Below are 15,021 nucleotides of genomic sequence, written 5' to 3'. Positions count from 1 at the left end.
AATGACTATTTGTTTATTGCAATTGAGCCAATTCAGTACCAAAAAATCTGGGTTTATCTGATTCGGCCAAACTGCTGTCAAAGTCCCTGACAAAGTCAGTAATCATGTCTAATGCCATTTCATCATCGGCGCTGATGGTGGAAACTCGGAAAACAAGCCCATCTGGAATAATATTGTCGAGTGCGTACTTGATTGAGACTTGCTTTCTTTCAAAGTCATTTCGATACAGTGTTTCACCTGCCATGGTCCAATAAACCAAAGGTTCAACACGACTTCCTCTTTTCGTTTTCATATAAGTAAGATTGAGTTGTCTGCCATTATTCAACGTTACAGGCAGCTCTCTTTTTTCGAGTATTTCGAAACCTTGTGCTGGGTAACATGCCTCAGGCAAATGCACTGCTAAGCCATTTCGCTGATTATCTGAATAGGCAACCGACAACATCACTTTCTGGTTTTCCTTGTTAAAGTAGGTTTCGCTAATCACATCCGTATAAGCACTTGCCAACTTTTCGTCTAATACCGCACTGGTAATCAGTACGTGGCTCGTTGGATCTAACTGCCAATTGCCTATCGCTGGCTTAATGACTTTCGTCAACGGCTCGCGAGGCTTGATATTCACTAAGTAATCAGTAGGCGTTGCCCAGACCGCCAGTGTTGCGGTCATCAACATGAGGACTGAGACAACGCTTACCTTTAACCACGACATAGTTCTTGCTCACCTTCTCCGTTAGGCATTCTTCAAAAATTTTGACAACAAGGTATCGAATGAAATGATGAGCGACAGTGCTACAACAAACAAAAATAACCCTGCAAAATCATGTAAATAAGATTGCCCTACTGAGTCTCCAAAGTAGTAGGTCACCAATATCAAAGCCAAAACACGAATCACATTCGCAGTGAATGAAATCGGGATAATGGCCACTGCCAATAAGCAATTACGTAAAAACGAGTCATGCTTTACCAAATGCAAATACAACAGGCCGAGGGCTTCCAAAGAAATCAACGTCTGCAAACCGGCACAGGCATCAGCAACTAATAATTGATATGGACCGACATACAGCACCACACCATTGCGTGCCACGGGAAAGTCAAACCAATACAGAATTGACTCTGCCACGTAAGACACCGCTATCTTCATCGGTAAAGTAACGGCATCAAGGATGAATCCCGGTATCGGCAGCAAGAACAACAAAAAAAATACCGGGAACCACACTGCTAATAAGGCTCTGAAACCTTTGGTCATAAGGATTAACCCCATGACCATGGGGAGCAGTGACCCCACATCCAAAATCAGAATGTCTTGTGAACGACCTAACAGATACGACGTTAAACCGAAGAGAAAAAACAAACCGCCTAACAACGGCTGCTTATTAGTGTTTAGGCTGTTGAGCAACACATCGCGTTTTTGCCAAAACAAAAACAGTGAAACCATCAGCACAAACGGACCATGGGCATGGTCATCTGACTGCCATAGTCGACCTGACAAGTTATAAAACGTTGGCAGGTACATGACCATCAGACCTATTACGATAACCAGCCACTTTAAGTGTTCGTTATCGTAATAACCCGAATATGTTTGACTTGTTGTCATTCTCTTTGGAGAAGCCTTAAGTTATCGTTAAGATCTTATCTTGCCAGCATGCTCTCCTCGTTCAGAGCAGCCATGCTGGCAAAACAAAAGGTGTTTATAAGACCTTATTGATTCAGGCTTGCTTGATAGTTATCAAACAAATTGACGACGACGGTTGCTCATAAAACCGACAAGACCTAAACCAGCCATCATTAAGGCTAATGTGCTTGGCTCAGGCACTGGTGATACAGATGAAGATAAGGTGTAAGAACCGTTATCCATTGTTCTTGTATCAACTTGTAACAGGTAAGTATCAGGGGCTAAGTCATTGAAAGTAATCGTACCTTCGCCTTGACCATTACCAAAGGTACGTGAAATACCATCTGGACCACTGACTGTTAAGTTAAGGACACCTTCATTGCCATTAATACCAAAAGAGTCAAAGTTAAATGTGACATCTTCAGTCGATGTTAATGTGAATGAATAGTAGTTAGTGTAGTTACCAGCTGAATCAAAACTGATGTCTACTGGCTCGTTGGCAAATGTATAGGCTGTTTCTTCGGTATTGATTTCGGTTGTACCATCGAATTCAACAGCAGCGTTAGCAAATGGACTTGCCAATAGAAGCAGGCTTAGTGCACAGAATTTTTTCATGGCTTTCTCCTTTATGGTGTGATGTACAAGTAAAATGATAATCAAGCCACCACTAGAGATATATGCTCCAAACCCCTAAAAATCTTTTAGGACTACCCCTACTTTTGCTGCCTTAGCGATTTCTAATTGCTGCTCGAGTTTTTTCAGATCAGATTTCTTCGTGTCATTGAGACGTGCCACGATCACAGCACCACCAACCTGTGATGCAATCAGCTGTGCATCAGAGAATTCAAGTGCTGGCGGCGAATCAATTAAGACAATGTCATAGGCCTGTTCAACAGCAGTCCAGAAATTCTTAATCGACAATAATTCAAGAGGGTTAGGCAAAGATGATCCTGCTGTGAGGACATGCAGATACTCAAACCCCCTCACCTTTTGAATATGATTTTCGTTGGATTTACTAGACAGCAAATCGGCTAAGCCTTTGCTGTTATCCAATCGGAATAAATCATGCTGTACGGGGTTTCGTAGATTGGCATCAATTAAGATCGTCTTAAGACCCATCTGTGAAAACAAAATCGCCAGATTGGCAACGGTATGACTCGCCCCTTGTCCATCTCGTGTTGAGGTGAACAATAGAGATTTTCTATTGCCCTCAAACCAACGTAATGACAGTTGGGTTCTCAGGGCACGATATTCTTCAACTTCTGCACCGTCCAGGGTAAATGCGACAAAAACTTCAGGATCGATTGCCGCACTATCCGGCGGCAAGATTCTGTAGCTAAGCTGCTTTGATTCTACGTTCATGTCATCCTCATCATTTAGTGATTGCGTCATAACTCAGGTCTCGATTAATTAAATGGTTGCTGAGCTAACAATCATTGCTGTGCCAGTAATCCCGTCGTTGGCGATGAATGCTGATCTTTTCTTTTCTTCAATACGCCCAATACCGGCATATCGATGTCTTCAATTGAGCGAACCCGTGGCGTTAATAGTTCTAGGAATAAAGCTGAGCCAATCGCTAGAATGAAACCCAATACAAAAGCTAAAAAGAAATTACGCTTCACATTTGGTGAGCTTGGATAAATCGGCGCTGTAGCTTGTGTCAGAACAGATACATCGCTTTGGTTGGTTTCACCTTCCATTGAGGTTTGGCTGAAACGTTCCAGTGCAGTGTCTAAGGTTTTCTGAGCACTATCGACATTGAGTTTTAAAACAGCCAGTTCATCACGTTGCTGGTTCAACTCGAGAATACGTTGCTTTTGTACTGCTACAGCGGACTCAAGTTCTTCAACACGTTTGTCAGAAATCGTAGCCGTATTGGTCAGCCCCCCCGTCACACGTTCCACTTCACGCTGCAAGTCAGCTTTAAGATTATTCACTTCAGCCAGTGCGGCCTGATATCTAGGGTGGTTAACATTAAATTGTTGATTCACCTTAGCCAGATTTGCTTCTGCACTATTCAGATCAGCTTTCATACTCTGAATCAACGTGTTGCCTAAAATATCTGGATTCTCTTCAATAGCATCAGCTGAGCTTGCCTCGACACTGCGAGAGTTGGATTCCAATGAATCAGCTTGTGCACGAACTAGCTCTTCAGAGAGTTGCGCCAAACTGGCGTTTTCAACATCCCAACGTTCTTCTAAAGCGACAATACCTTTTTCTGCTTGGTAAGCAGCTAGTTCTTTTTCGGCATCAATCAGTTCATTTCGATAAGACGTCAGTCTGCCACTAAACCAATCAGCAGCTTCTAAAGCAGGTTCTACTTTCAAACGTAAGTTGGTTTCGACATAAGCTGTTGCAAATGCATTAGCCACAGTAGCAACGAATTTAGGGTCGGTACCGGTGTAACCGACTTCGATGACGCTACTGTCACGTGATGGACGAATAACCAGTTTGTTTTGCAACACACCTGCCAGCCAATCTCTGATATTAAGATCCTTATTGGCATTTTCCTCGGCGTTGACCACTTCTTGGAAAGCTTCAATCGCAAAACGGGTCTCATCCAGCTTTAATTGCTCGACGACTCTTAAGGCCACATTTTTACTTGAAATCACATCCACCTGTGTTGACATATAACTCGCTGACAGTTGGGCTGGCATGCTGAGTCCAGTAACAGGATCCGTGCCTTTATAGTTAATAATCAAACTAGAGCTAGCATAGTAGGTCTTCGGTAACATCATAGTAACCGCTGCTGCGGCCAGTACCGTCAAACCAAAGACCACAATGATGATTACTCTGCGGGCAAGAAGTATTGTGAGTAACTGATTTATGCTCATTTACTATTCCTTAAAAGAGGGCTTCTTTAACGTAAAGAACATCATCTTTGTTGATGATCGTCGTTCCATCTACTTTATGGGTTTCAAACTCACCCTCAGCATTTTTGCGTTTAATGGTGAGTCCATTTTCCGTACCACGTGGTGACAAACCGCCACCAATCGCCAATGCTTGGAACACGGTCATATTTTTTTCATAACGATAGGCACCACTGTTGTTCACTTCACCGTAGATATAAAACTTAGGTTCACGTGGCACATAGATGACATCACCATCTTCAACTAACATGTTTTGTGCTGTGCTATCGCCGGTAAACATCGCATTCAGATCAATGGTTTTGTGCTTTTCTTCACCCACCCGGTTTGTGGTTACCGTTACTTCATCACTACCTGATGAGGCAATACCACCGGCCAGTGCAATAAAGTCTGATACAGTGACTGATTCATCTGTAATTGGGTATTTACCAGGGCTATTGACTGCACCCAATACCGATACTTGTAGACCGTGAACATAAATAATGTCGCCTGGCGATACGATGACATCTGCACGTTCACCATTAATGATCTCTGTCACATTTAGTTTTTCTTTACCCGGTTGTTCACCTTTACTTGACACTATAGATACCGTGTCCGAACCCAATTGAGTAATACCACCCGCCATTGCTAACAGCTCGGTTAAAGTGACATCACGATGCAGCGGCACCCGTTGTGGTTGGGTCACATTGCCTAAAATAGAGACTTGTTGACTTAAAAATTCGGTCACCAAAATATTGACTTGGGGTTTACGTAAAAACCCTTGACTCTCAAGTTGTTGAGCAATCAATTTCTCAACTTGTGGCACTGACTTACCAGCAATATCAATGGTACCGATTAACGGGAAATTGATAGTGTCATCACTAGTTACCCGAGTCTCGGTCGTGAGATCTGGGTTGTCATGTACGGTGATACGAAGCATGTCCCCGGCTCCTAGCGGATTATCAGCCGCTGAAAGCAATGTTGAGGTGCATAGCATTAGAATGAAGATTAGTTTTTTCATATCAGACTCGTCTTTTATTCAAATTGGAAATGCGATTACATTCTGAGGGTTGCGGTTAGACTGAAAATATCCGCATCAAAATCACCGAAAGGAATCGTCGAGTTACGCTTTACTCTTTGGTAACCGGCTGAAAAATCCAAACTACGGTGTGGCTCGTAGTTCAAGCTTAATGAGAAGTTATTATTTTCATCTTCTCGCTGATCGACCGGACCAATAACAAAACCGGGGTTATCAAGATCTTCTCGAGTTTCCCAACGGTAATTTGCTTTGAGTGAAATTTTGCTCGTTGGCACCCATGCCATTTCAACACTTTGACCAAAGTTTTCACTGACACTAGCTTGTAAGTCATCACGTGGATGGGTTTCTTCAAACACCGACATTTTCAGTCGTGTTTTAAAAGTTGGTTTGTAGGTCATGCTGATACGTTTATCGATTGCATCGTAATCACGTTCTGGCACGTTATCGTATTCACGGGTGACATAAGCCGTTTGGAACTGGAAACTAGTTTTAAAGCTGTATTTCCAATCGATATTAAATGACGCCGAGTTTTGGTTATAGCCATCATCGATCGTACTGATCTCAGTTATCGTACGGTTTGGATAACGCCCCTCTTCATTAGTCAACATCAAACCAATACGACTTTGTTTTGGCGTTTTGTAATCAATACCGATACCTACCGAGTCACTCTCAAAGTCACCAATACGTTGAATCTCTTCTTCATACTGAACATCATTACCCAAGTAGGAAAACTTACCTTCCCAACGCGGATGAATTAACCAGTTCAGGTTAAAGAAATAGTTTTGCTGATCTCGTAAGTTGCCTGACAAACCACGGATATCATTAAAGCTCGCTAGAGCTCGATTAAACGTTTGGCCAACATTACCGTTTAAGTAATTACCAAGCTGCCAGTTCCATTGGGTTTTAAGGTATTTACCTTTGTAATCCAATGTACTGAAGCGTTGAAAATCGTTATCACTAATTGCCGCATTGACCTGCAGCTGCTGGCGTGAGTAATGCCACTTAGCATTCATCCCTAACAAGTTCTTTTTCAGAACGTCAGATCGACCAGTGCTGCCACCAACACTTCCAGTGAAGTCATCGTCAATCCTTAACAGGTTTGAGTCATAAACCAGACCACTACTGAAATACGGGGTGAATGAATTCTCAGCGGCGAGCACTGAACCCAGTGGTAATTGTGATAAGCCAAGCACAATGATCGGCATTTTTACTGACAAGTGTTTCATGCAGTTTGTTTTACTCGATACCTGCTAAACCTTTCTCGATATAGGCATCTAAATCGGCACCGTTTTGGTTGTTAGATGCATTGCTGTTGTCACTGGCCGATGCTGGCTGATATTCATCGCTGTACTTGATAACAGCGTCTTGTTTTAACATTGCAACAACTTGTTCAACTTGTTGTTTACGTTGTTGATTCTGCAAGTGTGTTTTGATGGCAGGTGCAGCCATTTCAAGTTTAACGGGTTGTTGTTGCTTATCTTTCACTTCGATAATGACCAGACCGTCAGCCAGATTTAAAAAGCCAACTTGGCCTACATCCAAGGTGGATAGCGCTTTTAACAAATTTGGTTGGATATTTTCTGATGTCTTAGCTTTGGTAATGGTAGTAAACGTAACGTTGTTATTCTCTAACCAAACCGTGAAGTTTTTCAGATCATCAATCTGCTGTAGTTTCTTTTGTGCATCCATGTACTTAGGTGAATCAGACGCCACAGTAACCTGGTCATAGACAAACAGTTTTCTATTCGCGAATAAATCAGTATTTGACGCGTAGTATGCTTCTACATCTGTATCAGAAACTGATGGTGTAATGGTTGTGTACTGTTGCATATAGGCTAATGCAAGCACCTGACGTTTAGCCGCTTCAATTGACTGCATAACTTGGGGATCACGATCTAAGTCAGCTTTATTCGCTTCTTGCTGCATCAATGTTTGTACGATCATGTTTTGCAGTACAGCTTCACGCATACTTTGCATATCTGCTGTTTGGGCTTGTTCGCCCATGGTGCTAATGGCTTGATTCAACTGGTGAACTGTAATTTCTTGATTATTTACCGTTGCCACGACTTGCGTGTTTTCTTTTGGAGTCGTGTCTTCGCAGCCTGCCAAGAAAATAATGATCAAAGCTGAAAGCAGTCGAAAGCGTAGTGTAGAGCTCATGAGTTTTTTCCCTTTATCATGTCGCGTTTCGAAAAAAGTAGTCATGGAAACAATAAAAAATTATTACCGTTAAACCATGCATAATTGTCGAAATAGTGGTATTTGAATGGAGACTATGATGAGAGATCACCCCCTAAATGGATATAGGGGAAACCCCTAATTGTAGGGTTTAAGCTGCTTCACACTGACTTGTTATAAGCATTACGTGGAGCGGATAGCTACGACTAAATCATTAAAATAAAATAAAAAAACGGCATATCGGTCAAAGATGAAATCATCATCAAAGACCAGATACGCCGTCATTGGCTGACCAGCTTGGTCTGGGGTTAATAGGCGTTTTCGTCCCCTCTGAAAACGACCATTACCGTTCTCAAAATGATCCAAAGATCTAAATACAACGACCAATGTCGTAGGTAATCCAGATCGAAACGGATACGGTTTTCCATTTTATCGAGTGTTTCTGTTTCACCGCGATAACCATTAACCTGCGCCCAACCCGTAATGCCGGGTTTAACCATGTGTCTTACCATGTAGCCTTTAATCAGCTTACGGTATTCCTCATTGTGCGAAACCGCATGTGGACGTGGACCAACAATACTCATCCGCCCCTGAAACACATTGATAAATTGTGGCAGCTCATCGAGTGACGTTTTACGAATAAACTGACCAAACTTGGTAATACGGTCATCATCCTTGGTCGCTTGTTTCACAAATTCCTCAGCTTTATGGACTCGCATTGACCGGAATTTATAAACCAGAATTTTGCTGCCATCGAGGCCATAACGGAATTGTTTGAACAAAATTGGCCCCGGAGAGCTCATCTTCACGCCAATGGCTAACGCAATCAGAACGGGTGAAATCATCACCAAAATAATCGCAGACAGCACAATGTCACTAATACGTTTGATGACACCATTTACACCAAGGAACGGACTTTCACATACCCCGACAATTGGCACACCGTTAACCGTATCAATTCTTGCTTGAATCATGTCATACAGGAATAAGTCAGGCAGAAAGTAAATCGATACCGTGGTATCACGCAGATCATCTAACAACTGCAAGATGCGTGGCTGAGCTGCCATTGGTAACGCGATATAAACATTATCGACTTGATGCGTTTTACAGTAGTTGGCGACATCTGACATATCACCGAGTAATGGTACTTCGGTATTTCGGAGTACTGGCAGTGATGCCTGGTTATCAAAAAAGCCAACGACATTAATCATATTAAATTCATCGTTGTTCATTCTTGAAGTAAAAGTCCCACCCAAGTCATTTGCACCGATAACAATAGCTTTTTTGTTACCACTTTTAACAATTTGGATACTACCGACAATCATCTTGATAAGAACGCTGGTTACCAACACGGTAATCGGCGTCAGTATCACCCACGTCATCACGACTTCTCTTGGGTAGTATTGAAGTGTTTCCGTACCGTAGCCGAGCAGTAACAGTAATATGACGATAATTAGCCAAGAAGAAATCAATCTTCTAGCAAAACGCTGCACTGTTGATGTGATCCACTCACCGGGATAGGTAATGACCAAAATCAACAGGCATAAAATGGTGTATTTAAGATTGAATGCATACCCATAAAAAGCTACCACCGACATCAGTGTCAGAGCGGCAACAACAGGTTCAATAACATGCTTTAGTAATGAGGTAAGAGAAAGGTTACCGTGGGTAATAATAGGCAAAGTTGCCATTCCTGGATTCCTTATATTTAATTTTTATTAGGTGGTAGTTTCACTATGCATTTGGATTGCATATCGCATTAAAGCATTACCATCTGAGAGTCCCAGTTTTTTCCGGATATTGGCTCGATGCGCCTCAATTGTTTTCACGCTACGGCTATTCAGCTTTGCTATTTCACTGGTTGTTTTACCTTGGGCTAGCAACTGAAAGACTTCGTATTCACGATAAGTCAGATTATCTATAACTGAGTTGTTATTGCTGCCATCGGGACTCTCCATCTTGGCTCGCATTGAATCACTCAGCATGATTCCACCGGAATGAACGGTGCGTATTCCCTGAATAACTTTGTCTGAAGCTTCCTGCTTCATGATATAGCCACTTGCACCCGTTTGAATGGCACGCTCAGCGTATAAAAGCTCATCGTGCATCGAAATTGCTAGAGAAGGTAATTGTGGGTGGTGAATTTTGAGCCATTTAATTAATTCAAACCCGGATACACCATCCAGCGAAATATCAACAATCACCACATCTATACTGCTAGCAGCAGACTGAAGATGTTGTTTGGCATCATTGACGTTGCTCGCTTCATGAACAACGTTCATGTCATCTTGTTCATTGATTAGTAGAGACATGCCTTGTCTAACCAGTTGATGATCTTCAACCAGCATGACTCTGATTAATTCATCGGTCATGTACTTCCCTCAGTTACCAAAAGGACCCACAAGTTATCATTCCGAAAAAAATTCAGATGTGACTTGTGTCTTGTTATTGAGCTAACAAAACGAAATCCTGTAGTTAAAATTGGTAAGGCCTTTTTTAGCCATACCGCAAAAGGGGGATTGTTAAAACGGAAAAAAAAGAAGAAAAATGATGAAAATTTTCCCAATTGAATCAACCAGCTAGCGTAACTGGCTTTGCTGTAGCGCTTCTGCGCGCTTTTTAAGACTGCCTGAAAACTGTGACGATAAACCCTTGATCAGCCGGTTTTGAGAACGACACTTTGGCTTTAATAAGCTTAGCGCGGTAAACCATCGACTGTAAACCAACACCGCTCAATTTATTTCCTTGTTGGTAAATTTCATGGTCAAAACCTTGACCATTATCTTTAATTGTCAGCGACAACAAATTGGGTCTCACTTTCAGCATCACGTCAATTTGAGTGGCTTTACCGTGTCTTATCGCATTATTTACCGCTTCTTGGACAATACGGAATAAGTGCAATGAAACAATTCGATCTTGGAGTAAGACCTCACCATCAGGCTTGTACTGACAATCAACATTAAACGTCTTTGAGGTGTTTCGACTAAAACTTTCCAACGCGGCATTTAGTCCGTTCGACTCGATCTCAATGGGTAATAGTCCTCGCGCTAAACGGCGAATTTCAGAGATGACTTCATTCACCTGAGTTGCGAGTGTCTCAGCTTTATCCGCCATGTCCGGTAGTTTCGGTTTCAAAACTTGAGATAAAGACTTCGCTAAAAACGAAATGCCAACCACTTTCTGGCCAACGCCATCATGTAACTCTTGGCCGATTGACCGTTGCTGATCTTCGGTAATGGTGACAAGCTCTGCTTCGACCTCACGTTGCTCGGTAATATCGCGACCAATACTGATGACCCCGCGTATATTGCCCTCGATATCCCGCATTGGTGCTTTAACCAAGTCAAATAACATCGCTGAGTCGTCTGGTTTTCTGATCCAGACTTCTTCACGTAATAAGCCAGCTTCACCCTGTAAGATTTTCCAGCTCATATTTGATGTTAGTGATGAAAAGCTACGTGAGAACACATCTTCAGACGGCATACCCAGTGCTTGTTTTTGATCTAAGCCTGTTAAGGCCTCAAAGGAACGATTAGTGTGCGTTAGCTTACGTTCGTGATCCTCGATAAACATCATATCGGGATTAGCATCGATGATAGCTCTTAAAAATGCTCTCTCATTTTCGACTTCACGGTGCTTTTTCTCCGCTGCTAACTCAGCCCGTTTTCGCACAATTAGTAATGAAGATTGATAAGCAATCCGTTGTAATGTTTCTAAATCTGCCAACTGAAAACGTGCCGTCGAGCTATAAAAAACACAGAGAACACCCAGCGGTTTATGGAACAAATCCAAAATCGGAAAACAATGCACACCGCCCCAATGCGGCACATCCGAATTCATATGTAGCCACCGTGTTGGGTTTTCTACTGAACTGACAACGTCTTCTTGGATAAAACACTCACGAATCGGTGAATCAAGTTGATAAAAATCCGATGTTGAGAAAGGTTTAATAAATGCTTCGGGTAAATTGTATTGAGACTCCAATTTCAATTTACCGGGCTGCTCAACCAAAAATATTGCTGAATAACATCCTTTTACATCGTTAACCGCCGTCTTACATTGGAGCATCAATAACGTTCTTAATGTCATTGATGTACGAGACAGCAAATCATCCATCTGACTACTGGCGGCTTTCCACTCAGCTTTTTCACGCTGTACCTGACTGATCCCCACCGCTAAGCCGGTAATAAGCAATGACATGATGAATGACCAAATCTCTAAATTAATACCTTCAGAGATGTAACTGTAAAAACCAATTCCCGAGTGATAGCTACCATAAGTAGCCATAAAGATCAGAAATACGCCGGTATAAACTGCACTTAAACCAACATACAGAGCACCCCAAACAATTAACGGATAGAAAACAAACGGTAAAAATAAATGGCCTAAAACGTCATAACTAAAAATATCGGTAAATACCAACAGACAAGACGTGATAATGGCAATTAACCACAGCACTTGGCGTTTATCGTAATGCACCTTACCAAAGTGATGTTTACCCAATAACAGCAATCGTGGACCGATTAAAATCACCCCCATCGCTGTCCACATCCACGTATGGATAAATGCTTGAAAGCTAACTTGCTGACCTGGATTAAAGGTATCCAACCACAGTAAACAACCTAAGGTTGAAATCATCGCAGCAATACCACTGCCCCAAATTAACAGGCTGATGACACTGTCACGGTTTTCTAGGTTGTTATCAAAATGATCAAAATACACCATGCTCCAGCGCCCCAATAATGAAGCGACGATGCATGAAATTGCCATCCCAAGACCAATTAATGGCGGTGAGTAAAGTAATGTTTGGGAGATTAAAACACCTAGAAATATGGCTGGAATGATTTTGTAGTTATAGCGCAGGACAGCAGCAAGACTAACGCTAAGTTCAAATCCAATTGCTGGAACGGGAATATCAGGGAAATCAAACAGATTCCCTATTGCCGCGATAACAATGACGGCAAGAGTGATACCGAGATGTGTTTTGACAGACGCATCTGCATTAATCGGATTCATTCAGAAAAATAAACATCCTTATTAACCTGATGTTTTACTTTAGTAACATCAAGTTAGCTTCAAAATGGATTGTTCAAATAACCGAGACAAAACAGCTATTTTTATCTACAGCAATGAACACAAAGCTCATAGAGTAACAACATTCTGAAAGCCAACATACCCAAAGGTTGCGGCTAAGTTAAGGTTTTGTGAACTGTTTCGCCCCTAAATTGGGGCGAAATCTTCAATTTTGAGAAATGCTGTTACCACAAGCTCTATTTGCAGGCACGGCAACATCCATAAGTTTTGGATTAGGCAAGTTTAAATTATCCATCAGCTGTTTATATTCAATGGCACTGCTTACTTGTAGCCTTGGATTATGCGTTTTTTCTTCGATGATGCTGCTGACCATCCAGCCTTTGTAATCATGGCCGGGATAAACCAAGGTGTTATCAGGCAATGTCAGTAATACATCAAACAAGCTGTGGTATTGCTCAATAGCATCACCATTTTGAAAATCAGTGCGCCCTGTCCCCCGAATCAATAAGGTATCACCGCTAAATAAATAGGTCTGTCCTGCTTCTTCTAGGACAAAACTATACGAATCATCGGTATGACCTGGCGTATGGATGGTTTTAATGTTTAACCGACCCACCTCTATCACTTGTTGATCAACAAATTGACCACTGGCACAGGCTGAGCCTGCTTGAACGCCCATCAATGTCTGACAGCCTGTCGCTGTTCGTAATTTACCCAGCGCGGTGATGTGATCTGCATGGGTGTGAGTGTCCATAGCGACTTTTAAGTGCAGGTCTAACTCGCTAAGCAATCGAAGATAACTGTCAGTTTCTTCAATGACAGGATCAATTAACACAGCCTCACGACTGAGCTCATCAGCCAGAAGATAAGTATAAGTGCTGGAATTTTTATCAAATAATTGTCTGAAAATCATTAGCTTACCCACCCACTAAAAAATGAAAGGCCACCATTGTTAACGCCATGAAAAATAAGGTAAACGCGAATAGATTTTGTAATTTGGCATTCGCAATTTTATGCGTCAGCTTTTGCCCCAAAAACATACCGCTAATGCCGCCAATTAACAGCCAAATCATCCATGCTACTGGCAATACTTCGCCACTTTGCCAAACCAGTAACACATGGCTAATAAAGCCAATAGTGCTGATTACACTGATAACGATCAGCGAGGTACTGACGGCCTGCATCATGTTGACCTGAGAGAGAAATAACAGCAGCGGCACAATTAAAAAGCCACCACCAACACCAAATAAGCCAGATAACAGCCCAACCAACATGCCGCCGACTAATAAACCACTGACACATCGAGGCCGCATTTGAAATTGCCCTGTTGGGCTTAACCGGCACAATAAACCGCTGGCATTCTCATTACTTAAATCACTTGCACGGGTAATCGCAGATAAAGCGGGTTCATTAACGGCCAACCGCCACATGCGTATGGCAATCAACACAGCAAGAATGCTAAAGCCGATAATTAAAGTCGACTCATTAAACTGTAATGCCAACCACTGGCCAAACGGCACAATGGCAATACCGGATATCGATAATATCCATGCCGGAATCCATAGAACAGGTTGTCTATTACTAAACCGTAAACTGCCGAAAATGGCACTGGCGGCAACAGCTAACAGTGACAAGCCGATAGCTTGGTGCATATCTAAGCCAGCAACGATAAGCAACAACGGTACAGCAAATACTGAACCGCCAGCGCCGGTTAGACCCAATACCAAGCCGATAACAATGCCAATTAACAGCAGCATAAATAAATCGCCTTTAGCGATTCCAAGGCGCTTTGGCGATTAACATGCCCATGGCACAGGTATCGGTAATCCCCGAAAACATAAGGCCAGCCCCAACAAATGCACTTAACCCAAAGAAACCGGTATGAACCACAAATCCCAACATCACGCCAAGTAACACCAAAGCACCGGCTGTGATCCGTACTTGCCTCTCTAAGCTTATTGCTGACGTTTTACCTTGTAGGCAACGAACACCGCATTGTTTGATGGCATTCATGCCCTCTTCAATCACAATGACGGGTTGCTTTAACTTGCCTTCAAGTTTGTCGGCTGCGATCTGAGCACGCTTACCAGATTGGCAGACCAAATACACCGGTTCATCAGTATTGCCACGAGCATCAAGTGCTGCTTGGAGTTTGGCGACGTCAAGCAAATCAACTGGCATCGCAATCACACCGGGTAATGATTCGGCGCGCACTTCAGCAGCCGTGCGAACATCAACTAAACACAAGTCTTCTGGTTTAGATTGAGCAAATAATTCACTGGCACGAATGGTTTTATTCATGACTTTTCCTTTTA

Annotated in this window: 14 protein-coding genes; all 14 read right to left on the bottom strand. The window is 42.4% G+C overall.

What is annotated here, in order from left to right; translation table 11 throughout:
- Positions 1–13: 13 nt before the first annotated feature.
- The 14 genes from OMP94_RS02220 to OMP94_RS02155 all read right to left on the bottom strand — a co-directional run bounded on the left by OMP94_RS02220 (position 14) and on the right by OMP94_RS02155 (position 15,007).
- Entirely contained in the window at positions 14–706 is a 693-nt protein-coding gene (locus tag OMP94_RS02220) for an exosortase C-terminal domain/associated protein EpsI (RefSeq protein WP_266275524.1), read from the bottom strand.
- A 21-nt stretch (positions 707–727) separates the two neighbouring features.
- Positions 728–1,591 (bottom strand): exosortase B, encoded by an 864-nt coding sequence (gene xrtB / locus OMP94_RS02215; protein ID WP_266275522.1) that lies wholly within the window; start codon positions 1,589–1,591, stop codon positions 728–730.
- Between the two features lie 132 nt (positions 1,592–1,723).
- The gene (locus OMP94_RS02210; RefSeq protein WP_266275520.1) at positions 1,724–2,224 is read right to left on the bottom strand and encodes an FxDxF family PEP-CTERM protein; all 501 of its coding nucleotides are present in this window, start codon (positions 2,222–2,224) and stop codon (positions 1,724–1,726) included.
- 75 nt (positions 2,225–2,299) lie between these two features.
- On the bottom strand, positions 2,300–3,001 hold the full coding sequence (locus tag OMP94_RS02205) for a polysaccharide biosynthesis tyrosine autokinase (RefSeq protein WP_266275518.1): 702 nt from the start codon (positions 2,999–3,001) through the stop codon (positions 2,300–2,302).
- A 41-nt stretch (positions 3,002–3,042) separates the two neighbouring features.
- Positions 3,043–4,443: a chain length determinant protein EpsF gene (gene epsF, locus OMP94_RS02200; protein ID WP_266275516.1), complete on the bottom strand. Its 1,401-nt coding sequence runs from the start codon at positions 4,441–4,443 to the stop codon at positions 3,043–3,045.
- A gap of 10 nt (positions 4,444–4,453) precedes the next feature.
- A complete protein-coding gene (locus OMP94_RS02195) occupies positions 4,454–5,476 on the bottom strand; it encodes an SLBB domain-containing protein (protein ID WP_266275514.1) in 1,023 nt (340 codons plus the stop codon).
- A 35-nt stretch (positions 5,477–5,511) separates the two neighbouring features.
- The gene (gene epsL, locus OMP94_RS02190; protein ID WP_266275512.1) at positions 5,512–6,720 is read right to left on the bottom strand and encodes an XrtB/PEP-CTERM-associated polysaccharide biosynthesis outer membrane protein EpsL; all 1,209 of its coding nucleotides are present in this window, start codon (positions 6,718–6,720) and stop codon (positions 5,512–5,514) included.
- A 10-nt stretch (positions 6,721–6,730) separates the two neighbouring features.
- Complete coding sequence (locus tag OMP94_RS02185) at positions 6,731–7,654, bottom strand: EpsD family peptidyl-prolyl cis-trans isomerase (RefSeq protein WP_266275510.1); 924 nt, start codon at positions 7,652–7,654, stop codon at positions 6,731–6,733.
- Between the two features lie 326 nt (positions 7,655–7,980).
- Entirely contained in the window at positions 7,981–9,363 is a 1,383-nt protein-coding gene (locus OMP94_RS02180; RefSeq protein ID WP_266275508.1) for an undecaprenyl-phosphate glucose phosphotransferase, read from the bottom strand.
- A gap of 27 nt (positions 9,364–9,390) precedes the next feature.
- Positions 9,391–10,044 (bottom strand): response regulator transcription factor, encoded by a 654-nt coding sequence (locus OMP94_RS02175; protein ID WP_266275506.1) that lies wholly within the window; start codon positions 10,042–10,044, stop codon positions 9,391–9,393.
- A 247-nt stretch (positions 10,045–10,291) separates the two neighbouring features.
- Positions 10,292–12,688 (bottom strand): PAS domain S-box protein, encoded by a 2,397-nt coding sequence (locus OMP94_RS02170; protein WP_266275504.1) that lies wholly within the window; start codon positions 12,686–12,688, stop codon positions 10,292–10,294.
- A 223-nt stretch (positions 12,689–12,911) separates the two neighbouring features.
- Positions 12,912–13,619, bottom strand: coding sequence for an MBL fold metallo-hydrolase (locus tag OMP94_RS02165; protein ID WP_266275502.1), 708 nt, complete (start codon positions 13,617–13,619; stop codon positions 12,912–12,914).
- A gap of 4 nt (positions 13,620–13,623) precedes the next feature.
- Positions 13,624–14,463: a sulfite exporter TauE/SafE family protein gene (locus tag OMP94_RS02160; RefSeq protein WP_266275500.1), complete on the bottom strand. Its 840-nt coding sequence runs from the start codon at positions 14,461–14,463 to the stop codon at positions 13,624–13,626.
- A 13-nt stretch (positions 14,464–14,476) separates the two neighbouring features.
- On the bottom strand, positions 14,477–15,007 hold the full coding sequence (locus tag OMP94_RS02155; RefSeq protein ID WP_266275497.1) for a rhodanese-like domain-containing protein: 531 nt from the start codon (positions 15,005–15,007) through the stop codon (positions 14,477–14,479).
- Positions 15,008–15,021 lie beyond the last annotated feature (14 nt).

Source organism: Methylophaga sp. OBS3, from assembly GCF_026319325.1.
In the GTDB taxonomy this organism is placed as follows: Bacteria; Pseudomonadota; Gammaproteobacteria; order Nitrosococcales; family Methylophagaceae; genus Methylophaga.
Note: the sequence above shows the minus strand (reverse complement) of the source record. Positions and strands in the feature narration are given on the sequence as shown.

Coding starts and splice junctions, on each gene's coding strand:
- OMP94_RS02220 (WP_266275524.1), bottom strand. CDS start 706: ATGTCGTGGTTAAAGGTAAGCGTTGTCTCAGTCCTCATGTTGATGACC.
- xrtB (WP_266275522.1), bottom strand. CDS start 1,591: ATGACAACAAGTCAAACATATTCGGGTTATTACGATAACGAACACTTA.
- OMP94_RS02210 (WP_266275520.1), bottom strand. CDS start 2,224: ATGAAAAAATTCTGTGCACTAAGCCTGCTTCTATTGGCAAGTCCATTT.
- OMP94_RS02205 (WP_266275518.1), bottom strand. CDS start 3,001: ATGACGCAATCACTAAATGATGAGGATGACATGAACGTAGAATCAAAG.
- epsF (WP_266275516.1), bottom strand. CDS start 4,443: ATGAGCATAAATCAGTTACTCACAATACTTCTTGCCCGCAGAGTAATC.
- OMP94_RS02195 (WP_266275514.1), bottom strand. CDS start 5,476: ATGAAAAAACTAATCTTCATTCTAATGCTATGCACCTCAACATTGCTT.
- epsL (WP_266275512.1), bottom strand. CDS start 6,720: ATGAAACACTTGTCAGTAAAAATGCCGATCATTGTGCTTGGCTTATCA.
- OMP94_RS02185 (WP_266275510.1), bottom strand. CDS start 7,654: ATGAGCTCTACACTACGCTTTCGACTGCTTTCAGCTTTGATCATTATT.
- OMP94_RS02180 (WP_266275508.1), bottom strand. CDS start 9,363: ATGGCAACTTTGCCTATTATTACCCACGGTAACCTTTCTCTTACCTCA.
- OMP94_RS02175 (WP_266275506.1), bottom strand. CDS start 10,044: ATGACCGATGAATTAATCAGAGTCATGCTGGTTGAAGATCATCAACTG.
- OMP94_RS02170 (WP_266275504.1), bottom strand. CDS start 12,688: ATGAATCCGATTAATGCAGATGCGTCTGTCAAAACACATCTCGGTATC.
- OMP94_RS02165 (WP_266275502.1), bottom strand. CDS start 13,619: ATGATTTTCAGACAATTATTTGATAAAAATTCCAGCACTTATACTTAT.
- OMP94_RS02160 (WP_266275500.1), bottom strand. CDS start 14,463: ATGCTGCTGTTAATTGGCATTGTTATCGGCTTGGTATTGGGTCTAACC.
- OMP94_RS02155 (WP_266275497.1), bottom strand. CDS start 15,007: ATGAATAAAACCATTCGTGCCAGTGAATTATTTGCTCAATCTAAACCA.